The organism is Vibrio sp. YIC-376, from assembly GCF_052353105.1.
Taxonomy (GTDB): domain Bacteria; phylum Pseudomonadota; class Gammaproteobacteria; order Enterobacterales; family Vibrionaceae; genus Vibrio.
This window is the reverse complement of the sequence record NZ_JBBWFK010000005.1, coordinates 35,844-62,048: the sequence shown is the minus strand read 5'-3', so window position 1 is coordinate 62,048 and position 26,205 is coordinate 35,844. Positions and strand designations below refer to the sequence as shown.

Annotated in this window: 24 protein-coding genes; 15 read left to right on the top strand and 9 right to left on the bottom strand. The window is 44.2% G+C overall.

Annotation, left to right across the window (positions count from 1 at the left end; translation table 11 throughout):
• Positions 1 to 49: 49 nt before the first annotated feature.
• A complete protein-coding gene (locus tag WJM94_RS11060) occupies positions 50 to 2,374 on the bottom strand; it encodes an FdhF/YdeP family oxidoreductase (protein ID WP_444494277.1) in 2,325 nt (774 codons plus the stop codon).
• A 631-nt stretch (positions 2,375 to 3,005) separates the two neighbouring features.
• On the opposite strand from WJM94_RS11060, the gene WJM94_RS11055 reads away from it, so the two are divergent.
• The 10 genes from WJM94_RS11055 (at position 3,006) to WJM94_RS11010 (ending at position 16,181) form a co-directional block, all read left to right on the top strand.
• On the top strand, positions 3,006 to 3,890 hold the full coding sequence (locus tag WJM94_RS11055; RefSeq protein WP_444494276.1) for a LysR family transcriptional regulator: 885 nt from the start codon (positions 3,006 to 3,008) through the stop codon (positions 3,888 to 3,890).
• A 41-nt stretch (positions 3,891 to 3,931) separates the two neighbouring features.
• Positions 3,932 to 4,762, top strand: coding sequence for a formate dehydrogenase accessory sulfurtransferase FdhD (gene fdhD, locus WJM94_RS11050; protein ID WP_444494275.1), 831 nt, complete (start codon positions 3,932 to 3,934; stop codon positions 4,760 to 4,762).
• Positions 4,763 to 5,159: 397 nt separating this feature from the next.
• A complete protein-coding gene (gene uhpT, locus WJM94_RS11045; protein WP_444494274.1) occupies positions 5,160 to 6,554 on the top strand; it encodes a hexose-6-phosphate:phosphate antiporter in 1,395 nt (464 codons plus the stop codon).
• A gap of 138 nt (positions 6,555 to 6,692) precedes the next feature.
• Entirely contained in the window at positions 6,693 to 7,301 is a 609-nt protein-coding gene (gene uhpA, locus WJM94_RS11040; RefSeq protein WP_444494521.1) for a transcriptional regulator UhpA, read from the top strand.
• Positions 7,301 to 8,803, top strand: a complete 1,503-nt coding sequence (gene uhpB, locus WJM94_RS11035; RefSeq protein ID WP_444494273.1) for a signal transduction histidine-protein kinase/phosphatase UhpB — start codon at positions 7,301 to 7,303, stop codon at positions 8,801 to 8,803. The genes uhpA and uhpB overlap by 1 nt, the downstream gene beginning before the upstream one ends.
• A 6-nt stretch (positions 8,804 to 8,809) precedes the next feature.
• On the top strand, positions 8,810 to 10,150 hold the full coding sequence (locus WJM94_RS11030) for an MFS transporter (RefSeq protein WP_444494272.1): 1,341 nt from the start codon (positions 8,810 to 8,812) through the stop codon (positions 10,148 to 10,150).
• Positions 10,151 to 10,273: 123 nt separating this feature from the next.
• Positions 10,274 to 11,491, top strand: coding sequence for a mannose-6-phosphate isomerase, class I (manA, locus tag WJM94_RS11025; RefSeq protein WP_444494271.1), 1,218 nt, complete (start codon positions 10,274 to 10,276; stop codon positions 11,489 to 11,491).
• 243 nt (positions 11,492 to 11,734) lie between these two features.
• Entirely contained in the window at positions 11,735 to 12,997 is a 1,263-nt protein-coding gene (locus WJM94_RS11020) for a hydroxymethylglutaryl-CoA reductase (RefSeq protein ID WP_444494270.1), read from the top strand.
• 313 nt (positions 12,998 to 13,310) lie between these two features.
• Positions 13,311 to 14,846, top strand: a complete 1,536-nt coding sequence (locus WJM94_RS11015; RefSeq protein WP_444494269.1) for a DUF1800 domain-containing protein — start codon at positions 13,311 to 13,313, stop codon at positions 14,844 to 14,846.
• 9 nt (positions 14,847 to 14,855) lie between these two features.
• Complete coding sequence (locus WJM94_RS11010; protein WP_444494268.1) at positions 14,856 to 16,181, top strand: DUF1501 domain-containing protein; 1,326 nt, start codon at positions 14,856 to 14,858, stop codon at positions 16,179 to 16,181.
• A gap of 69 nt (positions 16,182 to 16,250) precedes the next feature.
• Here the strand turns inward: WJM94_RS11010 and WJM94_RS11005 are convergent, their stop codons facing one another.
• Complete coding sequence (locus tag WJM94_RS11005) at positions 16,251 to 17,345, bottom strand: ketoacyl-ACP synthase III (protein ID WP_444494267.1); 1,095 nt, start codon at positions 17,343 to 17,345, stop codon at positions 16,251 to 16,253.
• 170 nt (positions 17,346 to 17,515) lie between these two features.
• Here WJM94_RS11005 and trxC point away from each other — a divergent pair, with 170 nt between their 5' ends.
• Together trxC and WJM94_RS10995 are read left to right on the top strand one after the other, a co-directional pair.
• Positions 17,516 to 17,950, top strand: coding sequence for a thioredoxin TrxC (gene trxC, locus WJM94_RS11000; protein ID WP_444494266.1), 435 nt, complete (start codon positions 17,516 to 17,518; stop codon positions 17,948 to 17,950).
• Positions 17,951 to 18,123: 173 nt separating this feature from the next.
• Positions 18,124 to 19,284, top strand: coding sequence for an MFS transporter (locus tag WJM94_RS10995; RefSeq protein WP_444494265.1), 1,161 nt, complete (start codon positions 18,124 to 18,126; stop codon positions 19,282 to 19,284).
• A 93-nt stretch (positions 19,285 to 19,377) separates the two neighbouring features.
• Here WJM94_RS10995 and WJM94_RS10990 read toward each other — a convergent pair whose 3' ends face one another.
• Entirely contained in the window at positions 19,378 to 19,749 is a 372-nt protein-coding gene (locus tag WJM94_RS10990) for a nitrous oxide-stimulated promoter family protein (RefSeq protein ID WP_444494264.1), read from the bottom strand.
• 13 nt (positions 19,750 to 19,762) lie between these two features.
• Entirely contained in the window at positions 19,763 to 19,966 is a 204-nt protein-coding gene (locus WJM94_RS10985) for a GNAT family N-acetyltransferase (RefSeq protein WP_444494263.1), read from the bottom strand.
• A 72-nt stretch (positions 19,967 to 20,038) separates the two neighbouring features.
• Here WJM94_RS10985 and WJM94_RS10980 point away from each other — a divergent pair, with 72 nt between their 5' ends.
• A complete protein-coding gene (locus WJM94_RS10980) occupies positions 20,039 to 20,230 on the top strand; it encodes a DUF2986 domain-containing protein (RefSeq protein ID WP_444494262.1) in 192 nt (63 codons plus the stop codon).
• A gap of 71 nt (positions 20,231 to 20,301) precedes the next feature.
• On the opposite strand, the gene WJM94_RS10975 is transcribed toward WJM94_RS10980, so the two are convergent.
• Positions 20,302 to 21,048 carry a siderophore ferric iron reductase gene (locus WJM94_RS10975; protein ID WP_444494261.1) on the bottom strand — a complete coding sequence of 249 codons (747 nt, stop codon included), beginning with the start codon at positions 21,046 to 21,048 and terminating at the stop codon, positions 20,302 to 20,304.
• Positions 21,049 to 21,449: 401 nt separating this feature from the next.
• On the opposite strand from WJM94_RS10975, the gene WJM94_RS10970 reads away from it, so the two are divergent.
• Entirely contained in the window at positions 21,450 to 22,781 is a 1,332-nt protein-coding gene (locus tag WJM94_RS10970; RefSeq protein WP_444494260.1) for an anaerobic C4-dicarboxylate transporter, read from the top strand.
• A gap of 76 nt (positions 22,782 to 22,857) precedes the next feature.
• On the opposite strand, the gene WJM94_RS10965 is transcribed toward WJM94_RS10970, so the two are convergent.
• Positions 22,858 to 23,346: a LabA-like NYN domain-containing protein gene (locus tag WJM94_RS10965; RefSeq protein ID WP_444494259.1), complete on the bottom strand. Its 489-nt coding sequence runs from the start codon at positions 23,344 to 23,346 to the stop codon at positions 22,858 to 22,860.
• Positions 23,347 to 23,465: 119 nt separating this feature from the next.
• Between WJM94_RS10965 and WJM94_RS10960 the strand changes: the two genes are divergently transcribed.
• Positions 23,466 to 23,906, top strand: coding sequence for a DUF4174 domain-containing protein (locus WJM94_RS10960; protein ID WP_444494258.1), 441 nt, complete (start codon positions 23,466 to 23,468; stop codon positions 23,904 to 23,906).
• Here WJM94_RS10960 and cobA read toward each other — a convergent pair.
• The 3 genes from cobA to nirD form a co-directional block, all read right to left on the bottom strand.
• A complete protein-coding gene (gene cobA, locus WJM94_RS10955) occupies positions 23,887 to 24,666 on the bottom strand; it encodes a uroporphyrinogen-III C-methyltransferase (protein WP_444494257.1) in 780 nt (259 codons plus the stop codon). The genes WJM94_RS10960 and cobA overlap by 20 nt on opposite strands.
• A gap of 167 nt (positions 24,667 to 24,833) precedes the next feature.
• Positions 24,834 to 25,685: a formate/nitrite transporter family protein gene (locus WJM94_RS10950; RefSeq protein WP_444494256.1), complete on the bottom strand. Its 852-nt coding sequence runs from the start codon at positions 25,683 to 25,685 to the stop codon at positions 24,834 to 24,836.
• A 183-nt stretch (positions 25,686 to 25,868) separates the two neighbouring features.
• Entirely contained in the window at positions 25,869 to 26,192 is a 324-nt protein-coding gene (gene nirD / locus WJM94_RS10945; protein ID WP_444494255.1) for a nitrite reductase small subunit NirD, read from the bottom strand.
• Positions 26,193 to 26,205 lie beyond the last annotated feature (13 nt).

Genomic DNA, 26,205 nt, shown 5'->3' with positions numbered 1-26,205 from the left:
TATCAGCCGTTTTTTCTTATCCCGATTTTTATAGCGCGATGTCCGCTAACTATTCTGCTGCAACCAGAGCGATATTATCTGATGTTGATTTTTCCAACTTAATCGCAATGAACTTGGATGTTGGCGTAAATGTTCTGTCACCATAGCTGTCCAGTGGGACTAATGGGTTGGTTTCAGGGTAATACGCGGCTGCCTGACCCGCTGGTACATCATAAGACACCAGAGTGAAGCCACTTACACGGCGTTCTACCCCATCTTCCCACAGCGAAACCATGTCGACTTTATCACCCGGTTCAAACCCAAGTTTCTTAATGTCTGATTCGTTGATAAATAACACTTCGCGCATACCAAATACGCCGCGGTAACGGTCATTTAAACCGTAAAGCGTCGTGTTGTATTGGTCGTGTGAACGCATGGTCTGCAATATTAAATCAGGCATCTCACCCTTCTCTAACAGTGCCTCACTAAGCAACTGTTTTGGCAGTTCACTGTTGCTAAACTGTGCCTTTCCACTTTGCGTATTCCAACGGCGCTCTGCCGCTGGGTTGACCAAATGGAAGCCACCCGGATTTTTAATCTTTTGGTTAAAATCCGTAAAGCCAGGGATCGTGTCGGCAATAAGATCGCGGATACGATCATAATCTTCTATCGACCAATTCCAATCAATTGGATGAGCGCCTAACGTCGCATTCGCGATACCAGCAATGATTGCAGGCTCTGAACGTAGGGCTTGAGAACGAGGTTTCAGCTGACCATATGAAATGTGTACCATGCTGAATGTATCTTCTACGGTTACCCCTTGTGGACCATTCACTTGAGTGTCGATCTCAGTGCGGCCTAAACAAGGAAGAATCAGTGCATCTTTGCCCGTTACTAAGTGCGAACGATTCAGCTTAGTGGAAATATGTACGGTAAGATTACAGTTTCGCATCGCATTGTGAGTGCGTTCTGTATCAGGGGTCGCTTGAGCAAAGTTCCCGCCTAAACCGATAAACACTTTCGATTGCCCTTCTTCCATCGCTTTAATCGCCTGAATGGTGTTGTGTCCGACACCACGAGGTACTTCAAAGTTAAATCGGCGCTCAATGCTATCTAGCAATAGATCAGAAGGCTTCTCATCAATGCCCATTGTTCTGTCGCCTTGAACGTTACTATGGCCACGTACTGGAGAAAGTCCAGCGCCAGGCTTACCAACATTACCGCGTAACATTTGCACATTAGCAACTTCTTTAATCGTTGGTACAGAGTGGCGATGCTGAGTTAAGCCCATTGCCCAACACATGATCACACGCTCAGCGCGTAAATACATGCGAGCGACCGTTTCAATTTCACTCAGGTCTAAGCCAGATTGCTCCGCAATGTGTTCCCAGGATGTTGCATCCAGTTCAGCCAAATAATCATCAATACCTGTTGTGTGTTGTTGAATAAACTCACGATCAAATACTGCTTCGCCACCCGTTTCTAGCGCTTCGCGCTCCCATTGCAATAAGTATTTTGCAATACCACGGAACACCGCCATGTCCCCGCCAAGCGCCGGACGCAAATACGCGGAGTTAGTCGGTTTTGAACCATTGCTGAGCATTTCTATCGGCATTTGTGGGTTTTGGAAGCGCTCCAAACCACGCTCTTTTAGCGGGTTGAAACAAATCACTTGTGCACCGCGCTTAACCGCTTCACGCAGAGGCTCCAACATACGTGGATGGTTGGTTCCTGGGTTCTGACCTATAACGAAGATAGCATCAGCTTCTTCAAAATCGTCAAAGATAACCGTACCTTTACCTACGCCAATCGTGTCCTTCATACCAAGCGCACTAGCTTCATGGCACATGTTAGAACAATCAGGGAAATTATTTGTGCCGAAGGCTCGAACAAAAAGCTGATAAAGGAAAGCCGCTTCGTTACTGGCGCGACCTGACGTATAAAACTCAGCTTGGTGTGGGGATTCCAAGTCATTGAGGTGTTTTGCGACCAACTGGAATGCCTCGTCCCAAGAGACCGGAACGTAATGATCAGACTCGGCGTCATATCTCATTGGATGCGTGATACGACCTTGGTATTCGAGCCAGTAATCAGTTTGTGTAGATAGAGAGGATACGCTGTGGTTAGCAAAGAATTCCGGGTCCACTAAGCGATTAGTCGCTTCCCAGTTTACTGCCTTCGCACCATTTTCACAGAAGTTAACTTTACCACTGTCTGGAGATTCTCCCCATGCACATCCCGGACAGTCAAATCCGCCATTTTGGTTGGTTTTAAGCATAGTGCGGATATTTTTGACCGCATTTTCACTTCCCCACCAGCTTCTTGTCACTGCTTTGAGTGCTCCCCAACCGCCAGCTGGACCTTTATATTCTTTTATCTTCTCTTTGTGGTTCACGACTTTACTCCTCGCATACTAGGAACAACAGCAAACAGGTTGCCCTTAGAAACAAGCGCGTTATATAAATAATGCGGGAGTAATGAAGGGGCGTTTTCCAATCAAGACAAGTAAATGCTCTGATTCAACCTGAGTATTTACTTGTCCTGATTGATAACAGTTCTGATACCCGTCTACTGTTTTAAGACTTTCAGACACAATCTTTAATGTTGCGTTTTGATCTAAATCAAAGGTTAAGTCGTTATTTATTATGCGTCCAATTGATATCCCTGACCGGGCAATAGATAAAATCTATTACCACTGTATTAATTAGGTTCGCATCACATTTTCAATCAATTTTACTTATCAGACTATTCATTTTTTGAGGGTTAAAACCCGCTTGAGGTTAAGGACCTCAATAAATCCGGCATAAAACTTAATAGACAATCTCTATCACACTATAGATAGTTTAAATTTGACCACGGCAAGATTCAGGAATAGCCTTGACCCAGATCAATTTTGCATGCAGTTTTGCTCTTGACTTCATCGGAATACAACTCGTCAATTCGAATTTTTAGGTAATACAAAATACGAATTTGTTTCCTTTTACAGCGCTAACTGCTCGTATCTGTCACTCACGAGGCAAGGTTTAATGGATATAAAACAGCTGAAATATTTAATCGCGCTTGAACAAACTAAACACTTTGGTCAGGCAGCTGCATTATGTCACATTACTCAGCCAACTCTCTCGATGAGAATAAGAAGTTTAGAAGAAGAACTAGACTTAGAGTTAATCCAAAGAAGTCAAAGATTTGAAGGATTTACAGAAGCTGGCGAACGAATTTTAGCGTGGGCAAAAACGGTATTAGCCGCACACGATGGGTTGCAAGCGGAAGCCGCAAACTGCCGTGGACAATTAGTAGGTTCGCTCAGATTAGGTATGGTGCCTCTGGCTAGCCAAAATCCGATGCAACTCCTTAAGCCACTCGCTCAAGCGTTTCCGGAATTACGATTTCAAATCTTGTCGATGACAACAGAACAGATCATAGACCAGCTCAATCGAAACCAACTCGATTTAGGTATGTGCTATGTCGATCAAGTGAACACCACCTACTTCGATGTCATTGAATTGGATTCAACCAAATTAGGCGTACTGTTCGATGAGCGTCATTTTGATTTTGCAGAAAGCGAAGTGCTATGGGAATCACTGAATAATATTCCGCTCGGTTTGCTATCAAAAGGTATGCATTATCGTCACTCAATCGATATCAGTTTTATAAGTAAAGGCCTGGTTCCGCAGACAGTCATCGAAAGCAACTCTACATTTCATTTGGTACAGGCCGTTACCAGTGGTCTGTGTTGCGCCATCATGCCTCTGAACAGCGGTCTTGAAGAGTTGAATGACACACTAAGAATTATTCCGATAAAAGATGCCGTCGTTAACGCACCTCTGGGTTTATTAAAACGAAAACAAGAACCTTTCTCTGCGCTTACCGATCAGTGCTTTTCTCAAGCTAAAACCATATTTAATCAATAATCAACACTGGCCAGCTCTAGCAGGGCTTATGAGGTGAATTCATGAGATGTACCACGCAATCTTATTTTGAACTGTCGGATTTCAATCAGGCACCTCCTCAGCCGAGCGCATTCAACTATCGTGAAATGATTGATGGCCGTCCCTTACAACAGGCATCACTTGCCAGTGAATCTGCCCTTGCGATCAGTTACAACGGTATCAGTCAGGCAGTGATGATGGTTACTCCTGGTCACTTAGAAGATTTCGTCAAGGGTTTCAGTCTTAGTACTGGAATCATCAATGATTTTAGAGAAATCAAAGATATTGAAATTGGCGGAGATAAAGAATCTCACTATGCCGAAATAGAAATCAGCAACCGAGCGTTCTGGGCATTAAAAACTCAGCGTAGAAGCCTCGCAGGTACAACCGGTTGCGGAATTTGTGGCGTGGAAGCATTAGAACAGGCACTTCCTGATTTAGAACCATTAACTCCTTCTCTCCCTCCTCGCCCTAGTGCATTTGAAGGATTAAGAGAAGAAGTCGCTCTACATCAAAATGCTGCTCGTGAATCCGGAGCACTCCACGCAGCACTGTTTGCCGATCTACAAGGTAATATTGTCGCGTGTCGTGAAGATATCGGGCGTCACAACGCATTGGATAAACTCATTGGGGCTTTGGCCAACAATGGTATTGAACCACAAAGTGGCTTTGCGATTATGACCAGCCGTTGCAGTTTAGAGTTGATACATAAAGCCGTGCGGGCGCGAATCCCAACTCTCGTTTGTCTTTCAGCTCCAACCGCCCTGACGGTAGAGTGGGCAAGAAGAAATCACCTTAATCTGATTCACTTGCCAAAGCATGGGGCTCCAAGACTTTATAGCCCTGCGCCTTAAGCCTTAAGCCTTAAGCCTTAAGCCTTAAAAAGGTATCTGTTATCTATTACAAATTAAAACTGAGACCTGCGGGTCTCTGTTTTTTTGCAACTGATGCATCCCCCGTTCTCGTAGACTTAATTGAATCCAAGACACGCCATATCAATCAATTTGCATTACTACAATCTCTCACAAACTAAAAGCACATTCGAAGATCAATAAACTCATGAGAGTTTTGTGTGACAGTTTTCACGCTTTTCCGCCTTCCTAAGTATTTCTAGGAATTTTTCCTAATCAATCTAGGCAAGCATCTCATGTGTCATCTAAAACCACTCTCTAGAATCACTCTCAGTCAAATGTAACAAGAGCGCATGACAGTCACCGTTATGTTTCTAAAACAATTACAAGAGAGTTCATCATGTTAAAGTTCCTCGCACAGGTGCGGAAGCCTACCCTAGATCTTCCTGTCAAAGTAAGAAGAAAGATGTGGTTTAAACCGTTCATCCAATCTTACTTGGTCGTATTCATAGGCTATCTAACCATGTACTTAATTCGTAAGAACTTCAATGTCGCGCAAAACGACATGATCTCCACTTATGGTTTAAGTATGACGGATCTAGGTTTAATTGGCCTTGGTTTTTCAATCACTTATGGTATTGGGAAAACCGTAGTTTCATACTATGCTGATGGAAAAAACACCAAGCAGTTCCTACCTTTTATGCTGATCCTTTCCGGTCTTGCCATGCTTGGGTTCAGCTTCAGCATGGGGGGTGGTAACGCAAGCCTGTTCTTGATGGTGGCTTTCTATGCACTAAGTGGTTTTTTCCAAAGTACTGGTGGTCCTTCTAGTTACTCAACCATCACTAAATGGACACCTCGCAACAAACGTGGCTCATACCTTGGTTTGTGGAACATGTCGCACAACGTTGGTGGTGCTGGCGCGGCAGGTGTTGCTCTTTTCGGTGCAAACTACCTTTTTGACGGTCATGTAATTGGTATGTTCGTCTTCCCTTCTATTATTGCGATTATCGTCGGCTTTATCGGCATGCGCTTTGGTAGCGACTCTCCAGAAGCATATGGTCTGGGTAAAGTAGAAGAACTATTCGATGAAGCAGTAAGTGAAGAAGACACCACTGCAGAAGAAAACCAGATGACTAAAAAGGAAATCTTTGTTGAATACGTTCTTAAAAACAAAGTTATCTGGCTACTTTGCTTTGCCAACATCTTCCTCTACATCGTTCGTATCGGTATCGACCAATGGTCAACGGTATACGCGTATCAAGAGCTTGGCCTATCAAAAGAAACCGCTATCTCAGGCTTTACTTTGTTCGAAGTCGGTGCACTTGTAGGTACATTGATGTGGGGTTACCTGTCTGATCTTGCGAACGGTCGCCGTGCATTAGTCGCGTGTGTCTCTCTCGGTTTGATCATAGTGTCTCTTGAGTTCTACCAACATGCCACTAACGAATTCATGTACTTGTCGTCTCTGTTTGTGCTTGGCTTCCTAGTGTTTGGTCCTCAACTTCTTATCGGTGTTGCTGCAGTTGGTTTTGTTCCTAAGAAAGCAATCAGTGTGGCGGATGGTGTGAAAGGTACATTCGCTTACCTGATCGGTGACAGCTTTGCAAAACTAGGCCTAGGTATGATTGCCGATGGTACGCCTATCTTTGGTCTAACAGGCTGGAAAGGCACCTTCGCTGCTCTAGATACCTCTGCGGTTGTGTGTATTGTTCTGCTTGCTTTTGTAGCTATCGCAGAAGAGAAGAAGATTCGCCACACGAAGAAGCTGCAACTAGCACAAAACGAAGCCTAGCTTCACTGCGCGCTTTACTCCGGTAAAGCGCGCAAGATCATTAAAAAACATTGATCATTTCAGTATCATTAAAGGTTTTTCTATTGGCTCCTTTAGGAGCTTATTGTGGTTTGTTGTCTGCTCTATTTGGTTGTAATGATGATTCATGTTGCTCTAGTTGATGATCACGTCATCGTGCGTTCTGGTTTCGCACAGTTATTAAATTTAGAAAGTGATATTACCGTTGTTGGTGAGTTCGGTTCTGTCGCCGAAGCGCGTACAGGCTTACCAGCGGCACACCCGCATGTTGTGATCCTAGATATTTCCATGCCCGATGAGAGCGGTTTCAATTTGCTGAGCGAGATTCCCAGTGGCATTGCATGTGTGATGCTAAGCGTGCACGACTCCCCTGCAATGGTTGAAAAATCATTAAAGCTTGGTGCTAAAGGCTACCTTAGCAAGCGCTGTAGCCCAGACGAACTTATTCAAGCCGTGAGAACCAGTGCTTCTGGCGGCTGCTATCTTACCTCCGACATTGCTATCAAACTGGCAACACCAATTGACAAAGCCGCATCGCTTTGCCACCTCACACGACGTGAAAATGAAGTGTGTCAATTGTTAGCTAAAGGACTTGATGTTAAATCTGTCGCTTCAGAGCTAGGTTTGAGCCACAAAACCGTCCACGTTCATCGTGCAAATGCGATCGATAAACTCGGCGTGAAAAACAACGTCGAGCTCGCCAAACTGTTTTCTCAAGAGTCCTTTTAATGCGAGCATATTCTGTCACGACGATGTGTGGCCTGTTTGTAACGGCCTGCGCTTGGTTCTGTCTGTGGGTGATCGCCTATTACTTTGTGAATGATCCAGAGCTTGCCATTCTGCTTTTCCCGTTCGCGTTAAGATTGGGTATTGCCCTGCACACTCGAACAATTTACTGGCCAACTATCTACGTATCAGAATGGGCGCTAACGATTGCACTTGCAACCCTACTAGAACAACCGCAATGGTTAACTGTGCTAATTGCCAGCGTCGCCAGCATCCCGATAACCTTGATCGCGAAAAAATATTACTATGGTGACCAAAACCGCCACTTAGCCGTTATGGCTGTAGTAATCATCATTACGGCTTTCATCAATGTCATGGCTGTCGGTTTCCACGTGCCTTCGGTTTACATGGTGTGGCTGGCAAGTATTTCTGGTGGGTTAATGTTAGTTCCTATGTGTTATCTGCTATGGAACTACCTATTTCAAAGTCGATGGTCTCCGCTAACCTCACATCTACTCAACAACACAGTGGTGTTTAGCATTCGCCACATCTTATTTTACGCTGTGCTTCTGATCGGAAGCATTCTGGTACAAACCATCTTACCCGAAGAGTTAAAACGATTTGCGCCATTTTGTATGGCAATTCCGATCATTGTGCTTGCGCTACGTTACGGGTGGCAAGGAGCCCTACTCGCCACCATGCTCAACAGTATCGCGCTTATTGCTGCCCGCAGTGGTGTATCAAATTTGGAAATTACAGATTTGTTGTTGTCTCTCTCGGCACAAACCATCACTGGCATCATGCTTGGTTTAGCAGTTCAGAAACAAAAAGATCTCAACCATAAGCTACGTGGCGAGTTAGCGCGCAACCAGAATCTGTCTCGTCAACTGATTAAAGCTGAAGAATCGGTGAGACGCGATATAGCCCGTGAACTGCATGACGAAATTGGTCAAAACATCACAGCTATTCGTACTCAGGCCAACATCATCAAGCGCATCAATAATACCGAAATGAGTTCGCATTGTGCCGACACAATTGAAGGACTTTCTCTCAATGTGTACGACACCACAAAGCGGCTATTGAGCAAACTCAGGCCCAAAATGCTGGACGATTTGAACTTGAGAGAGTCCGTCGAACAACTGACGCGAGAGATGGAGTTTGCGAATCATGGAACTAAGGTTCAACTGAACTGGCAAGGCGATTACAGCAGCCTAAGTGACACTCTCAAAGTAACTCTATTCCGACTGTGCCAAGAGTCGCTGAATAACGCTGCGAAATACGCACAGGCACACTTGATCAGCATTGGACTGACGATTGGTGACACCGCGGTTTCACTGGTTATTCATGACGATGGTATCGGCTTTAAAGTTCAGGACAGTATGAAAGGCATGGGCGTTCGTGGCATGCAAGAACGTGTTCACGCGCTAGGCGGAAAAATGATCATATATTCGACCAGCGATCAAGTTGTTGGTACACAAATCAGCATTACATTACCAAAGGTGTAACTCAAGATGTTTGGATTTTTACGTTCACCTAAATTTAATCAGCCTAGTTTAAGCGACGAGCAAATTGACCAGCGTTATCATCATTGGCGTTTGCACATTATGTTGGGGATGTACATCGGCTACGCTGGTTTCTACTTTACACGGAAAACCTTTAACTACGCTGCCCCAGCGATGATTGCCGATCTTGGGTTGGATAAAGGCGACTTGGGTCTGATCGGTACACTTTTCTACATCACCTATGGCTGCTCTAAGTTCATTTCAGGCACCATTTCGGACCGATCCAACCCACGTTATTTCATGGGACTGGGTTTGATTGCGACTGGCCTGATCAACATTGCCTTTGGTTTTTCCAGTTCACTCGCGGCCATTATTACACTGTGGATCTTAAACGCATGGTTCCAGGGATGGGGCTGGCCATCGTGCTCCAAGCTCCTGACCACCTGGTATTCCCGCTCTGAGCGCGGCTTCTTGTGGGCAATCTGGAATACCGCCCACAACGTCGGTGGTGCGCTGATCCCAATTCTGGTCGGTTATGTAACGCTGCACTACAGCTGGCGGGAAGGTTTCATCCTCCCCGGTGTTATCGGTGTACTATTAGGCTTGTTCGTTTGTTGGCGCTTACGTGACAAACCCACCACTATGGGGCTACCTAGTGTCGGCCAATGGCGCAATGATGCGTTAGAGCTCGCACAAGAAAACTATGGGCGTGGTCTAACCTACCGAGAAATCCTGAAGTCCTATGTATTTAACAACAAATACATCTGGCTACTCGCTTTCAGCTACGTGTTGGTTTATATCGTCAGAACCGCAATAAATGACTGGGGAAACCTGTACTTAACCGAGCAGCATCACTACAGCCTGATCAACGCAAACACCGCATTGTCGATGTTTGAGGTCGGCGGTTTTGTTGGTTCACTGGTTGCTGGCTGGGGCTCGGATAAGCTCTTTGGGGGTAACCGCGGACCAATGAACTTGCTGTTTGCCATCGGGATATTCCTGTCAGTGTCAGCGCTTTGGCTAATGCCTCTGACCAATTTTGCTTTCCAGGCGGCAGGCCTGTTCTCAGTTGGCTTCTTCGTTTTTGGTCCACAAATGCTGATCGGCATGGCGGCGGCAGAGTGTTCTCACAAAGATTCTGCAGGCGCTGCGTCCGGATTTGTTGGCTTGTTCGCATACATGGGGGCTGCACTGTCTGGCTACCCTTTAGCGTTGATCCTTGAAGCATATCATTGGACAGGTTTCTTCATCACGATTTCTGTTTGTGCGGCTGTTATCGGCCTACTGTTGCTCCCATTTTTGCAAGCACAACCATCAAGAAAACCACTCGAGCCAATTCCTCGCTTGTAAATATATTTATCGCCTGATTGGTAAATCTGCGAGTGATATAAGCGCACTCGCCCTCCTTATTTAACGTATTTCTGCTCAATTTTTCTTCCGATTCAGTTCGGAGGGTTAACTATGGGAAAAATCATGAATTTGAACTATATTTCATCGCATAGCTTCTTTGAAATGAACAACAAAATCCAAAACTACGCTTGGGGAAGCACCTCCTCTATCCACGAGTTGTTTGGTTTTTCCAACGAAACGAACGAACCACAAGCTGAAGTGTGGATGGGAACTCACCCAAATGGATGCTCTGAGGTTAGGGTTGAACAAAACTCGTTGCCATTGTCTGATCTCATCAAACAGAATCAGTCGGCTTACTTATCATCACAAACTGCAGAAAAGTTCGGTGACCTGCCGTTTCTGTTTAAGATCTTAGCTGCGGAATCCGCACTGTCGATTCAAGTGCACCCAAGTAAGCAAGATGCCGAAGTTGGTTACGAAAAAGAGCAAAATGCGGGAGTTCCTTTAGATGCAAGTCATCGCAACTACAAAGATCCAAACCACAAGCCAGAGTTGGTTTATGCACTGACAAGCTACCAAGCAATGAACGGGTTTCGACCTTACTCAGAGATCATTGAAGCATTTAGCCAATGTGATATTGCCGAACTGCATGCTCCGCTAGACACATTTAAATGCGAAACAAACTCGAAGGGCTTACGAGATTTCTTTGTACACATACTAACGATGGAAGGCGAAACGAAAGAGCGTGCGCTTGAACAGCTTGTCACTCACGCATCACGCCAATCAGCCCAAAGCTCTAACTTTGCCGTTTACGATCTTATCGTGGAATTAAGCGCTCAATATCCGGGCGATGTGGGGTTGTTTGCACCTTTACTGTTGAATGTCATTACTCTCAAATCAGGAGAAGCTATGTTTCTGAGCTCCCGAACGCCTCATGCTTACATTAAAGGGACAGGCCTGGAGATCATGGCAAATTCTGACAACGTACTACGTGCTGGCCTTACTCCCAAACACATGGATGTTGAAGAACTGGTTAAATGCACCGACTTTGTGCCAAAACCATATGGCACCCTTATTCTTGAGCCAAATACTGTTGATAACCAAAACCACTATCCAGTACCTGTCGCAGACTTTAGCTTCAGTATTTTAAATCAACCGAATCAAGTCTTAGTTAAGACGAAAAGCGCAGAAATTCTAATGGCAATAGACGAAGACGTAACCCTTATTAGTAATAAAGGCGAAACGCTAACTGCAGCTAAAGGACAATCCGTATTTATCCCTGCATACGCAGGAAACTACCGCATTCAAAGTGCTGGGCGCGTCGCACGAGCATTTAACTAACTCGATGTGCCTTTTGTCTGACTCAAAGGACTGGGTTGGGCTATCTTCCTTCTTTGCAAACGGATCATTTCCACTCACCATTAAAAAACTGCCCGTCTTCAGCAAACGCTCGCATTTTATATTAAATTATTTGGATAATAACCGCAGACAACCAGTGCTATTTGTTGCAAAACGTATCATCAACGTTGTAATCAAGGCTGAAATCAATACAATATCTGGTTCGATTTTTCAGTGAACGTTTGTATGCCGAAGTTAAGCCTAGATAGTACCGTCCAAAACTCCACTCTTTCTAATATCGAGACCAGCAGTAAGATCGAATCGGCATTAGCACCGAAGTACCGCAAACCAGAAAAGCGTCTCTGCTTAAGCCCAGGATTGTCAAATAAGCACTTATCACGTCGCTGGGCAGTACTGGGACAAACCACTGACAAAGATCTTCTACTCGATCCTTTTACCCAAGAACATTGCGAGTCGTATTCAAATAACATTGAGCATTTCATCGGCACTGTGAATGTACCTGTTGGTATAGCTGGCCCTTTACGGGTGAACGGCTTATACGCAAACGACGATTACTTAGTCCCACTAGCGACAACTGAAGCCGCTTTGGTCGCTTCTTACAACCGTGGAGCGAATCTGATTACCGCCGCTGGTGGTGCCAGTGCGTTACTGTTAAGTGAAGGTGTCAGTCGTACACCCATTTTTGCCTTTAATAACATGGCTGAAGCAGGTCAGTTTGTCAGTTGGGTTACGACCCAGTTTGAAACATTTCGTCAAATAGCCGAATCTACAACCGCACACGGTAAGCTTAAAGACATCAACGTGAATATCGAAGGCAATCACGTGTATTTGGTTTTCGAGTATGTTACAGGTGACGCCTCTGGTCAGAATATGGTGACCATTGCAACCAACGAAGTGTTCCATCATATTTTGGCTTTAAGCCCAATAAAACCCGCAAGCGCGTTTCTCGATGGCAACCTCTCTGGCGATAAAAAAGCAAATGCTCATACATTGCGCTCTGTAAGGGGTAAAAAAGTGTCTGCAGAAGTGACTATTTCCGCAGAGTTGATCAAGAAGTACCTGCATACCACACCAGAATCTATGGTTCAGTTCGTTAAAATGAGCACTGTAGGCGGATTATTAAGTGGCACAATAGGTATTAATGCCCATTATGCCAATGCTCTCGCTGCACTTTATATTGCTTGTGGTCAAGACGCGGCTTGTGTCGCTGAGTCTGCAGTAGGGATTACCCGAATGGATATTGACGCAAAAGGTAATCTATATGCCTGTGTTACTTTACCTAACATCATGGTGGGTACTGTGGGCGGTGGCACCGGATTACCAACGCAAAAAGCATGCTTAGATATCCTGGGATTACACGGAAATGGCAAAGCCAAAGCGCTGGCAGAAGTTACTGCTGCATTGTGTCTGGCTGGCGAATTGTCGATTGTAGGGGCATTCTGTGCAGACCATTTCTCCCGAGCACACCACAAGCTGGCAAGAAAATAAAATATTAACATCAGAGGAAAAGCTTTTTTCTCTGATGTTAGTTTTCCCTCTGTGTCGAGCTACGACTTATCTTTTCCCCCTTATTAATGACTCCTCACAGGCACTCATAAACCAGTTCCCCGTTACCTACTTCGCTTCAATTGGCAAATATAGTACTAATTTCATACTCGATACTTTTTTATTAATAGTTTCAGAATTCTATACTCGTACATGCAGTTGCTTGATTTTTCGACCTTTATATAAGCCCAGTTTAAAGACTTAAGTCCTTCCTTAGGTAAGCGAGTCAACGATGATACATCTTAAAAGTAATGGAATGTTGTATTGTTTAATAGGGTTATTAACCACACTTTTGTGGTCTGCTCAGCCCGTCTATGCCGGTGATGATGAATCAGACGAGATTGCGCGTATTCTCTACCAAACAACCTTTGGCCCAACCCCGACACTACAAAAGAACGTCGAACGCCTGGGTATAGAAGATTGGATAACTAAACAGATACTACTTCCTCCAACTTATCACCAACCTCTCTACAACACGCCCTTTACCAAAGGAGCACAAGCCAACCGTGAAAACGCCTGGTACCAAACTGTTGTTACTGCAGAAGACCAACTCAGACAACGCATGGCATTTGCTCTTAGCCAAATATTAGTGGTTTCTCGTTATGGTGGTGTTCTATCCAGCAAACCGGCCGGTTTAGTTAATTACTACGACGTGCTAATAGAAAACGCGTTTGGAAATTATCGGGATCTGCTTTACGACATCGCTATCCATCCCGTGATGGGAAACTACTTATCGATGATGGGAAGTGCCAAAGAAAACCCGACTACAGGAGCACTACCAGATGAAAACTTTGCTAGGGAGTTAGTACAGCTATTTACCCTAGGTCTTTATCAACTCAATCTTGATGGAAGCAAAAAACAAGATGCTCGAACGGGAAATCCCTTACCGACTTACGGTCAAGATGATATTCAGGAGTTAGCTCGTGCACTAACGGGTTGGAAGAACTCCGATATGAAGTTTGTGCAGCCAATGGAGGTAGTAAATAATCTTCATGATTCTGGGGAAAAAACCATTATAGGTACAACCATACCAGCAGGCTTAACTGGCGAAGAAGAGCTTTTAATGGTCATAGATATTTTGATGTCACACCCCAATATTGCCCCTTTTGTTTCGAAGCTTCTGATCCAACGATTCGTAACATCTAATCCAAGCCCAGAATACGTTAGCCGAGTTGCCACGACTTTTAATAACAATGGTAAAGGAGTTAAAGGCGATTTGAGTGCTGTTATCAAAGCGATACTGCTGGATGTTGAAGCGCGTAAGCAAATTAAACATCAACCACTAAAAGTAAAAGAACCTATTTTAGTGTTGACTAATTTCCATCGAGCTACAGGATTTACGCTAACAGGTGCGAGATACGATGACGCAACCACGGTTATGAATATCACCAACCAAGGGCCATTGCGTTCACCTTCCGTATTCAACTTTTTTTCTCCAGATTATCAACCGACTAAAGAATTTATGCAGCAAACCATGGTGTCACCGGAATCCCAATTACTTGATTGGTCTGTGTACACCGATCTGGTGAACTACATGCTTACCAGCATTCGCTCCGGCGGTGATAGCACCTATTCCCTTAATTTAGATGAATTTTATTCTCTAATAGATGACCACCAAGCTTTAGTTAAACTCGTAAACGAACGATTTTTTTCGGGGACCGCCTCTGCAGAGCTATTGGCACTTATGCTTAAGGTTCTAGACAATTTTAAATCCGAGTATGTACCAAAAGCGAAACTTGCAACGGTCATCTTCACCGCCATTTCAGGTGAAGAATTTTACCTTCAGTACTAGGAGTGAACGATGGATTATTCACGACGTAATTTCATAAAAGGTACGGTTTCTTTTGGAGCTTTGGCATCACTGGGACTACCGGATTATTCACTCGCGGCTCCGAGTAACGACTTCCGTGCATTAATCTGTATTTTTTTAGTTGGTGGCAATGATTCGATCAATACGGTTTTACCACGAACAGATTTTCACTATAACCAATATGCCAGTGTAAGAGGTTCACTTTCAGTCGCTAAAGAGTCAATCATCCCCACGGGGCTAAGCGTATTGGACTCCCAAGGCCATTCAGTCCCTATTGGTTTACACCCTAAACTTTCCGCGCTATCCCCGCTGTTTGAAAAAGGCGATGCCAATATTGTTATCAATAGCGGTATTCTCGATCAGCCTCTGACCAAACAAGGCATTGAATCCGAAACCTTACCACTACCAGAGCAGCTTTTTTCTCACAACTCTCAAACGGATTCTTGGTTACTTGGTGGAATGGAAGCATCTCAAAACTTAGGTTGGGCCGGCCGTATGCTGGATGTTTTAACTTCAAATTCTGAGATAACACCACTTTATAGCGTACATGGTGAATCCCTTTGGTTGAGGTCAATGGAGCACCGCCAAACAATATTGAAAGAGGATCGTGTCGTTGAACTCGCTGCATTAAACAATCCACAATACAAAGAGATCTACGATCAAGTGCTCTTGCAACGCAGAAATAACCCGTTTAGCAATCACTTTCATCTGATGCTCAATGAATCTATGCTCATGAGTAAAGTCTTGACTGAACAACTAAACCAAATAGAAAACTCACTACTTTTTACCTCTTCAACGCTTGGCCAACAGATGCAAACTGTGTTTAAACTCATCGCTAGCCAGAGTGCGCTTAGCCAACAGCGACAAGTATTCTTTGTAAAACATAACGGCTATGACCTTCATGACTCGCAACTAGCAAGGCATCCGGTATTGTTAGAGGATTTGGCAACAAATTTATATGCGATGTACCAAGCGGTGGATAAGCTAGGCCTGAGTAAGAATGTGACCTCTTTTACGATGTCTGACTTTGGTCGACGTATGACAAGCAATGGAAATGGCACCGACCATGGTTGGGGCGGACATCAACTACTGGTAGGTGGTGCCGTAAATGGTAATCAGCAAATTGGTACCTGGCCAGAGTTAGTTATAGATGGTGAAGATGACTATGCTAGAGGTCGGCTAATCCCCAAAATTGGAGCAGACCAAGTTGGCGCGACATTGGCTCAATGGATGGGAGTCAGTGACAACGCCGCATTGGAATATGTCTTCCCCAATATCCGTAAGTTTGCAAACTCTAATCTTGGCTTTATGACTTAGCACTACCGTATCAGAAACAAAAAGGGAGCGAACATGCTCCCTTCTTAAAATAACGGTACTCTATTTCGGTTACGCTTCGTCACGGCGACGCTGGTTACAAAGTTTGATTGCACGTTCAAGCAATTCTAGCGCTGGCTTGTCACATTCAGGTAGCACCGCATCACTTTCGGACATCGGCGTTACGCGGTCACCCCATTTGAGTACCGCCGCTCCCCAAGTTAAACCTGCGCCAAACGCGGCTAGTAGCAAATTATCACCAGGCTTAACGTAACCTTGCTCTAGCGCCTCACACAATGCAATTGGTACTGTTGCGGCTGACGTATTGCCATACTTCTGTATATTCACAAACGCTTTGTCTTGTGGGATACCTGAAAGGTCACATAGTGTTTGGATTATACGGATATTTGCCTGATGAGGGATAACAACATCAATTTCTTCTGTTGTTAACTGGGATGCTTTGAGAACATTTTTCGCGGCAAGACCCATGCCTTTCACCGCTCGTTTAAAGATCTCTTGTCCCACAAAGTTAAAATCCCAGAACCCGTTATCTTCTGCAAAACGATCCATACATGTGCCGAACTTTGGCACAGAAAGAATATCACGTCCTTTTGCATCACAACCGATTTGAGATTGAAGTAGCCCTGTCTCTTTTTCAGTTCGAGATAGGACAACTGCTCCAGCCCCATCGCCAAACAATACTGCGGTATCACGCATTGCCCAGTCGATGAAGAATGAAAGTCTTTCCGCACCGATGATGATTGCGTGACGATAATTGCCAGATTGGATTAAACGTGTACCCGTTTCAAGACCATAAACAAAACCAGTACAAGCAGCATTCAAATCGAACGCAGCCGCAGAGCGGATCTCCAGATTTTGCTGAACTTTAGAAGCGATATTTGGAATCAGGGAATCCGGAGAGCATGTCGCAACGATAATTAGATCAACTTCACTTGCTTCAATACCTGCGCGTGCCAGAGCATGTTTGGCTGCAACTGTTGCCATATCAGAGGTATTGACATGACTAATTCGGCGATTTTCGATACCAGTACGGGTCCGAATCCACTCATCTGAAGTATCAAGGAAAGTGCTAAGATCATCGTTAGAAAGTACTGTTGGTGGAATACATTTCCCCCAACCAGTAATTTCAGCGTAGTAATTTGACATCACAGACCTATTTATTGTTGTAATTTAATGGAATATCTTGGAACCTAAATAGGTTCAAACAATAGATACTCGCCATTTAATGAAGAGTCAAAAGTAAAGAAGAAATTATACGCTTTATGGAGTTGACTGATAAGTCAAGTTTTCACAAAGTTGTAATAAAGGAAGAAGTCATGTCATCGTTTAAAACTCGCTGCCCGTCTTGTGGCGGTTTAAATCGTGTACCAAACGAGCGTGTTGCCGAATCTGCAACGTGCGGAAAATGTAAAAGCCCACTACTGGATGGTGCGCCAATTGAAGGCACACCGGATAATTTTTCTGCTTTATTACAAAGCACTACACCAGTTGTCGTCGATTTTTGGGCTCCTTGGTGTAATCCGTGTGTCGGCTTTGCCCCTGTTTTCTCCGATGTTGCAGAAGAACAAGCAGGAACGGCTCGATTTGTTAAAATTGACACAGAATCGCAACAACAGCTTGCGGCACAATTTGGCATTCGTAGCATCCCGACAATCATGGTTTTCAAAAATGGTCAGCGTGTTGATATGATCAACGGAGCACTCCCTAAGACTCAGTTTAAGCAGTGGTTAAATCAAGCTCTTACTAAGTGATTTATCAAGCCAGCTATCTATTTAGCTGGCTTTTTTTACCTAGCAAATCCCACCCAAACTCAATAAATATAATTTGTCGATACGACTCAAATTAATCATTTTACTTAGCAGATGATTAGCCTCATATTCGCGCCCGATCACCATCAAAAAAACTAACTAATAGGCGCAAAGCAGTGGAAAACCCAGCCTTTACTCCAGCATCACCGCGAGTTACCGTACCTGTCATTGCATTATCTTTATATGCAGTGGCTTCAGGCTATTTAATGAGCCTTATCCCTCTTATGCTTGGTGAATACAACATCTCCGCTGACTACGCGAGTTGGCTAGCTAGTGTTTTCTATGTTGGCTTATTGATTGGCGCTATATTTTTCGAACGTATTGTGCGTTCTGTTGGTCACAGAAAAGCGTTTGTTGGATGCTTAGTCGCGTTCTCACTTACTATTGTTGCTTTGCCTGTATTTGCAAACGGCTTTGTATGGTTAGTTGCACGTTTCATCGCGGGAATTACCGTAGCGGGCGTTTTTGTGATCGTTGAGTCTTGGCTAATGTCAGGAGATGAATCATCAAGAGCGAAACGCCTGAGCTTGTACATGCTATCTCTATACGGCGGTTCTGCACTAGGTCAGTTTGGCATAGGTCTTCTTGGTGTCAGCGGTAGCGTACCTTTTATTGCGATCACAACACTGATCTTGATGGCGGTTTTGGTTCTTATGTTTATCGATTGTGAACAGCCAAATAGTCATGAATCAACAGCATTGTCGTTCAAGCAGATCATGAAGCTTAATCACGCAGCAATCATCGGTTGTATTGTGTCAGGGTTAACACTGGGCGCTATTTACGGTCTTATGCCACTTGAACTCCTTAATCGCCAAATCAGTCACCAGAGTATCGGTACTTTGATGGCATTGGTAATTCTAGGCGGGATGGCAGTTCAGCCGTTAGTTACCATGTTGAACAAATACATGAGTCGTACCGTGTTAATGGCTTTCTTTTGTCTGTTAGGCATGTTTTCTATTGGTCTAACATTCGTTTCACCGTCGAATGTTGTTTTAGCCGTTTCTCTTTTCCTTATCGGCGCGGCAACATTCGCCTTATACCCTATAGCTATCAACCTCGGTTGTGCAGGACTAGACGAGCGCTTTATTGTCTCAGCGACGCAAGTCATGCTCTTTAGCTACAGTATCGGGTCAGTTGTAGGGCCTGTGATAGCAGACAGTTTTATGGGTCAGCTACACGGTTTACTCGGTTATCTATTTGCCATTTTAGTTGCGACATGCATATATATGCTGCTAGCAGCGAGCAAAACCAAACACCAGATGGCTGCTGGCCTTTAGGGCAACTTACCCATATAAAAAAACGAGAGCTTTGTGCTCTCGTTTTTTTATATGGGTACAAGCCAGTTAATACATCCTCTGTGCTTTATTTACTCATTGACGACGCTTATAACGATTCGATGCATTAGCCTCTGGCTTGCCTGGTACACTTCTACGTTCATGAATCAAGTGTCTAATAGCCAATATGGGATGCTTGGTTAGCATTCTTGGTCCTGAATATCGCATGATTAAACGCATCTGCTCTTTTGGCTCTGGTTTATAACAGTGAATTGGGCATTTGTTACAAGTGGGTTTATTCTCTCCATAAGGACAGCGATCAAGTCGTAATTCTGCGTATTCCAATAACTCACGGCATTCTGTGCAAAGCTTGTTTGAAGTGCCATGATGATCACGACAATACACTTCCACCATCGCTTTAACCGTTTTAAATTCAGTGGCGAGTTTGCCTAGTAAAATATCGCTCATGGTTTTAGCCAAATTAAAAGTTGAGAAAATGCAGTTCTAACGTTCGCCCATTATCGTATCGCTGGTGTACTTGTTCAAACCTAAAGCCCAGCTTTTTTAGCAAACTTATACTCCGGTGATTGTAAAAGTCAGGCTGGTTATAGAGTTCCAATATAAAAGGCGCATCATCTACACTCACTAGACGGAGAGTCAAACGCTCAGTGGTCAGTGTTTTCATAAGTACTCCATAAAGGTTGTAACTTGGTGGAAAAATCACTATCCTGCCCCGCTAAATTTAAGGACCAGCACTATGAATCGCAAGAAGAAAATCAATCAGATTTTAAAAGCAAAGCAGAAGAAACATAACGCTAAGTTGCAGAAGAGTAATAAGCCTCGCTACATCTCAAAAGCAGAACGTGCGAAAATGGAATCCGAAGAACAGAGCGAAGTTTCTCAATTACCTGAGCAAACTATAGACACTGAAGTGACTGACGAAGCTTAATAAAGAAGCCGCTATATGCGGCTTCTTTAATCCAATTTCTGCATGAACGGAAACCACCAGATATCAAAAGCTTAATGTAAGCCACTCTCACAGCCATCCACTAATAGCTTGCGGTTTTTCGCCAACCGTGGGCAATCTTCACAAAGCTTTTTACCTTCACACTTATAAACCAAACAGCAGCTTTTGCGAACCAATTTAAGCGGCTGAGCTATTGATATTTCGTGCAACGATTGAGCATTTTCAACGTCCAAATCGAGTGATTGTAGCCAAAGCGCAGCATGTTCTTTTATCGTCGAGTTAGTCAACTCCGGAAAATGCTGCTGTAACCTTATCAAGCCCCCCAAAATCCCATCTGAGTTTAATTGATGGGTAAAGCCTGGCCGAATACGGATCCACTCACTCATCTGGGTTTGATAATAGTCGAACAGCGCTTTAATCTGGGATCCCGCATCTTGAATCAACTTATTATGATCGCCTTGAACAAGCGATTTATCTTCAAACTGGTAGCCTGTAACAAAGCATGGCTTGACGAATTGAGCCATTTCATAAAGGTTAGGAAGAGTCTTAAAACGATAGATTGAAATCATTGCGACATAAACAGGCTGCCAGCACAGCAAGCTCCACGTTCTTGTCAGCCAATATGCTCTGCCCGCTTCAGGAAAACACTCCGCTAGATCATTATATAGAGATTGGATTATGGGATTAATGTCATTTTTAGTATGAATGGCGTCTTGGCTTATGCCTCCTAATCCTCCGCTAAGATAAGGAGTTACTGTACTAGTAGCGTTAAAAAGTTGCGGAAAAAATGCCTCTGACATAGTTATAAAGTTCAATTAATTATGCGCAATCTTCTTTATAATCAACTGTCAACATAAATGCAAACTATTCTCTTTTGCAATTAAAGAAAATAGATCCACTGCAATAGCGCACTCCGTAGCCTTACACTGCACGGTATGACATATTTGCTTACGAAAAACCTCGCCGAATAACAACAATTATTTAAACCACGTCGCATTTTTATGCACTTTTATGTCCAAATAATACACACAAAGCAAACACGTCAGTAAACAGAGATTAACAGATAGGCTCTGTAACGTGAGTTACTACTAATTCTTAAACATTGCAGATACTTATCTAATGTAATGTGAACAACATGGCGTATTTTTTCCGTGAATATAGAAACAATGGAAGCATCTGTTTTGAATAAGGAAATCCTCTCATGTTGTATATAGAGTTTCTATTTTTGCTCGTGATGCTGTATATCGGCTCACGTTATGGTGGTATCGGTCTTGGGGTAGTCTCCGGTATCGGACTCGTCATTGAAGTTTTTGTTTTTAAAATGCCCCCGACGTCCCCACCTATCAACGTAATGCTGATTATATTGGCCGTGGTTACTTGTGCTTCTATTCTGGAAGCTGCCGGTGGTTTGAAATACATGCTTCAAGTAGCAGAGCGCTTGCTGCGTAAAAACCCAAAACGCGTGACTTTAATTGCACCATTTGTGACTTACACTATGACTTTTCTGTTAGGTACAGGTCATGCGGTTTACTCAATCATGCCTATCATTGGCGATGTCGCGCTTAAAAACGGTATCCGCCCTGAACGCCCGATGGCTGCAGCCTCGGTAGCATCTCAAATTGCGATTACGGCATCTCCTATATCAGCTGCTGTTGTTTACTATCTGGCACAACTATCAGATATTCAACATGAGATCACGTTGCTTTCCATCTTACTTGTCACTGTGCCTGCCACCTTGTTTGGTACATTGCTGATGTCACTTTACAGCTTAAGACGCGGTAAAGAGCTAGAGGATGATGAAGAATACCAAAATCGCTTAAAAGATCCGGTATGGCGCGAGAAGATCCTAACTACTACAGCAACTTCTTTAGATGAAAAGCTTCCTACAAGTGCTCGTAATTCAGTTCTTCTTTTCATCTCATCAATTTTAATTATTGTTGTTATCGCGATGTGGCCAGAAGTACGCACCATCGTAGACGGTGATAAACCGATTAGCATGGCGGTAGTCATCCAAATGATGATGCTTTGCTTTGGCGGTATTATCCTTCTTGCAACAAAAACCGAACCGAGAAGTGTTCCTGACGGTGTCGTCTTCAAATCTGGTATGGTCGCAGCCATTGCGATTTTTGGTATTGCCTGGATGTCAGATACTTACTTCCAATACGCAATGCCTCAATTTCAATCCGGTATTGTCGAAATGGTAACCGACCACCCGTGGACGTTCGCTCTTGCCTTGTTCATCGTTTCTGTCGTAGTTAACTCGCAAGCAGCTACTGCTCGTATGATGTTACCCGTTGGTTTGGGTTTAGGCTTAAGTCCAGCGCTACTTATCGGTTTAATGCCAGCGGTGTACGGTTACTTCTTTATCCCGAACTACCCTTCAGATATCGCGACCGTTAACTTTGATACCTCTGGCACAACAAAAATTGGTAAGTGGTACTTCAACCACTCGTTTATGGCGGTAGGTCTGATAGGTGTGATCGGTGCATGCTGTTTAGGCTATGTCCTAGGTCAAATATTCATTCCAGCATAAGCATCTGAATTTGAATGAAGGGCGAGCCATTGTACACAAGCGTACAGCCTGAATGGTTCGCCTTTTTTTGTTCAAGTTAAAGTAAAAAGTCTTCGCTGATTCCGACAAAGGTATCGGCACAATCAATCAGAGTTTGAGAGGTTAATCGCGGAACGCCGTATACCGTGACCTTTTTGTTAAAACGTTGCTGGATACGCTCTACAAGCATACTGAAATCACCATCTCCAGAGACAAGAATGACTGTATCAACTTCAGGTGCAATCTCAATCGCATCTAGAGTAATACCCACATCCCAATCCCCTTTTGCGCTACCATCACGTCTTTGAATATAAGGCTTTAGCATAACCTCAAACCCAACGCCCCTCAGGATATGATGAAACTGGCGCTGCTTAGGGTCGTTACTCGCAATCGCATAAGCTCTGGCACTGACAACCTCTTTTCCTTGCGTGGCTACATACCAGAATTGGTTGTAATCAAAGTTGCTACGATAGGCTTCACGACAGGTGTAATACACGTTCTGTACATCGACCAGAATCGCGATTTTTTGTTTGCTTTCCGAAGTCATCTATTTCTACACGTTATTTATTTGCTGCCTACCCTAAGCCAGTTTGGCAAAAAGCACAATGAGCCATTTCCACTAAACTTAACGTATAAGCGATCACTAAACTTGCGTGGGAAAAGGCCATGAGTAAACAGTTAATCTTGATATTACTTTGTTGCTTATTATCATCGCCAACATTTGGTTACCCCTCCTACGCCCAATACTGGCCGCATCGGAGCGTACTATTCTTTGCACCTGAAAATGACGCCCGCGTGAAGCAATTTCTTTTAGAGAGTCTGATGAACGAATGTGATCTTGTAGATCGTGACGTGGTCACATTGGTAATAGCCGAAGATGGTTACACTTTCCCGTCGTGGCTAAAAGACGAACTGGATTTACACGATCTGGCTGAGCTATATCAAGTGAAAAAGGGAGAATATACGGCCATTTTACTTGGTAAAGATGGCCTAGAGAAATTTCGCTGGGGTGCTGAAACGGATTGGCAGTTCATCAACGAATTAATTGACGCAATGCCAATGCGCCAGCAAGAGATGCAAAGGGAAACTAGCCCTTGCAGGATTTAATCGTTTGAGAGAACCAATCTAGCTTGTTATGCAGTTGCGTAACGCTACCGACGACAATTAACGCAGGGCTCTTCGCGTCCTCTGCCATACGGGACAATTCGCTCAATTCGCCTTGGAACACGCGTTGTTCAGGACGCGTGCCGTTTTCGATGATTGCACAAGGCATTTCAGGCTCTAACCCATGGGTAATGAGTTTATCCATGATTTGACCACTTTGTTTCAAGCCCATGTAGAAAACAAGCGTGTTATTTGACTGCGCTAGCGAGTGCCACTCAATTTCTCGTCCATCATTCTGGACATGTCCCGTAATAAACTGAACACTTTGTGCATGGTCACGGTGAGTGAGTGGAATCCCCGCATAAGCTGTTGCCCCCGCCGCCGCTGTGATACCCGGAACCACTTCGTATTTAATTCCATGTTCGGCAAGCTCTTCTAGCTCTTCACCACCTCGGCCAAAGATGAACGAATCGCCGCCTTTCAGACGCACAACACGCTTACCTTCCTGCGCTTTACGCACCAAAATCTGGTTGATTTGTTCTTGCGGTACACAATGGAAGTCTAACTTTTTACCCACATAGATCATCTCAGCTGACTTGTCCGCTAACGCCAGAATATCTTGAGAGACCAATCGGTCATACACCACAACTTCTGCTGCTTGAATCGCTTTCAAGCCCCTTACGGTAAGCAAATCTGGATCACCCGGTCCTGCACCTACAAGTGATACAAAGCCGCTGTTTAGCGAGGTGTTAATAGTAGTCATAGCAATGCCTATTGGAAAATTTAGTTATAAAAAGTAACACTCTGATAATGCGCTAAGGCCACAAACCATTCCAAGGAGTGATTACTTTTTATAGCTAAAACAATCTCGTACGTTATGTAGATTACTATAATGGCCCCACTCAACTGGCAGTGGGGCCAAGTCTTTACTTATCTAGCGATTGCTGGCTCTGCAGCTACTTGCTCTTTTTCTGCATTTAGAGCAGGCGCTGTTTTAGCGTGAGTTAGGTACAGTGGGATAGATGTCATTACGAGGCCACCGACAATGTTACCCAGAATGGTTGGAACAAGGTTGAAGTTCAACCAAGTCGCGATACCAAAATCTGCACCCAAGATCATACCCAGCGGGAACAGGAACATATTCACTACGGTATGTTCAAATACTAGAGCGAAGAAGATGAAGATTGGGAACCACATCATCGCTACACGGCCTGATACAGAGCGAGCAGTCATATTACCAATCACGCCTAAAACAACCATCAGGTTACAGAAGATACCGCGAACAAAACACGTAATCCATCCGTCCATTCCCATATTTTCGAAACCAAGGCTACGCGCCGTTGATACTGCGACGAACTTCTGCGCGACTGCATTTAGTTCTAATGAGAAGTTTCCTGTTAGAGAGATAGCAACTAAGTACGCCACAATAAGCGAACCAATCAGGTTACCTAAACCTACGAGTCCCCAACAACGTAAAATACGCCCCCAAGTAATACCTGGACGGTTGGCAAACTTAGCTAAAGGTGCAAGTCCAAATACACCCGTCACCAGGTCATAACCCATCACACTTAGAATCACGAAGCCGACCGGGAACACCAAAGCCCCAACAACGCCCATGCCGGTCTGAACGATAGTCGTGATCGCGACGACTACTGCTAAAGAAAGAATAACGCCCGCCATGGTACCGCGAAGCAGAAGATCACGAGTGCTTGTATTTGTTTTCGCTTCACCAACGTTGATCATGGTTTGCACGAATTCAGCAGGTTTAAAGTCTATAGACATGAATGTGTCCTTATTCAAATGTAAAAGTTAAAAGTTGAAGATTGAATAGAAAAAGGCTCCACCGAATACGACACGCTGCTGTCGTGGTCATTCCCTACTCATCATCCGTTAAATGACCTTCGGAAAGCCTTTACCTATTTAATCTTGAAAAACACGCCCTCCTCCGTAGAGGAGGCGTGGTATTTACGCTGCGATTTCAACTTCTCCGTTTGTTACGCGCGCTTTGTATGCTTTGATATTAAAGCGTTCATCTTCCATGCATACACCAGTTGTTAAGTTGAAGCGCTGCTTCTTAAGCGGACTTGCAACCCATAGTTCGCCTTGGTGTTGGCAGATCAAACCACGAGATAACACGTTTGATTGAAAGAACGGATCTGTGTTGCTGATAGCCAGAACTTCTTCGGCTTCAGTTGGACGGAACACCGCGACCTGCTGACCAGCTAAGAGCGCACACACGCCAGTACCAGGTATGATGTCGTTGATGTGACAGATTTTTTCAAATGACATAATCCAACTTCCC

Bases quoted from the DNA above. Each gene is read 5' to 3' on its own strand.
- WJM94_RS11055 (WP_444494276.1), top strand. From the start codon at position 3,006: ATGGATATAAAACAGCTGAAATATTTAATCGCGCTTGAACAAACTAAA.
- fdhD (WP_444494275.1), top strand. From the start codon at position 3,932: ATGAGATGTACCACGCAATCTTATTTTGAACTGTCGGATTTCAATCAG.
- uhpT (WP_444494274.1), top strand. From the start codon at position 5,160: ATGTTAAAGTTCCTCGCACAGGTGCGGAAGCCTACCCTAGATCTTCCT.
- uhpA (WP_444494521.1), top strand. From the start codon at position 6,693: ATGATTCATGTTGCTCTAGTTGATGATCACGTCATCGTGCGTTCTGGT.
- uhpB (WP_444494273.1), top strand. From the start codon at position 7,301: ATGCGAGCATATTCTGTCACGACGATGTGTGGCCTGTTTGTAACGGCC.
- WJM94_RS11030 (WP_444494272.1), top strand. From the start codon at position 8,810: ATGTTTGGATTTTTACGTTCACCTAAATTTAATCAGCCTAGTTTAAGC.
- manA (WP_444494271.1), top strand. From the start codon at position 10,274: ATGAATTTGAACTATATTTCATCGCATAGCTTCTTTGAAATGAACAAC.
- WJM94_RS11020 (WP_444494270.1), top strand. From the start codon at position 11,735: ATGCCGAAGTTAAGCCTAGATAGTACCGTCCAAAACTCCACTCTTTCT.
- WJM94_RS11015 (WP_444494269.1), top strand. From the start codon at position 13,311: ATGTTGTATTGTTTAATAGGGTTATTAACCACACTTTTGTGGTCTGCT.
- WJM94_RS11010 (WP_444494268.1), top strand. From the start codon at position 14,856: ATGGATTATTCACGACGTAATTTCATAAAAGGTACGGTTTCTTTTGGA.
- WJM94_RS11005 (WP_444494267.1), bottom strand. From the start codon at position 17,345: ATGTCAAATTACTACGCTGAAATTACTGGTTGGGGGAAATGTATTCCA.
- trxC (WP_444494266.1), top strand. From the start codon at position 17,516: ATGTCATCGTTTAAAACTCGCTGCCCGTCTTGTGGCGGTTTAAATCGT.
- WJM94_RS10990 (WP_444494264.1), bottom strand. From the start codon at position 19,749: ATGAGCGATATTTTACTAGGCAAACTCGCCACTGAATTTAAAACGGTT.
- WJM94_RS10985 (WP_444494263.1), bottom strand. From the start codon at position 19,966: ATGAAAACACTGACCACTGAGCGTTTGACTCTCCGTCTAGTGAGTGTA.
- WJM94_RS10980 (WP_444494262.1), top strand. From the start codon at position 20,039: ATGAATCGCAAGAAGAAAATCAATCAGATTTTAAAAGCAAAGCAGAAG.
- WJM94_RS10975 (WP_444494261.1), bottom strand. From the start codon at position 21,048: ATGTCAGAGGCATTTTTTCCGCAACTTTTTAACGCTACTAGTACAGTA.
- WJM94_RS10970 (WP_444494260.1), top strand. From the start codon at position 21,450: ATGTTGTATATAGAGTTTCTATTTTTGCTCGTGATGCTGTATATCGGC.
- WJM94_RS10965 (WP_444494259.1), bottom strand. From the start codon at position 23,346: ATGACTTCGGAAAGCAAACAAAAAATCGCGATTCTGGTCGATGTACAG.
- WJM94_RS10960 (WP_444494258.1), top strand. From the start codon at position 23,466: ATGAGTAAACAGTTAATCTTGATATTACTTTGTTGCTTATTATCATCG.
- cobA (WP_444494257.1), bottom strand. From the start codon at position 24,666: ATGACTACTATTAACACCTCGCTAAACAGCGGCTTTGTATCACTTGTA.
- WJM94_RS10950 (WP_444494256.1), bottom strand. From the start codon at position 25,685: ATGTCTATAGACTTTAAACCTGCTGAATTCGTGCAAACCATGATCAAC.
- nirD (WP_444494255.1), bottom strand. From the start codon at position 26,192: ATGTCATTTGAAAAAATCTGTCACATCAACGACATCATACCTGGTACT.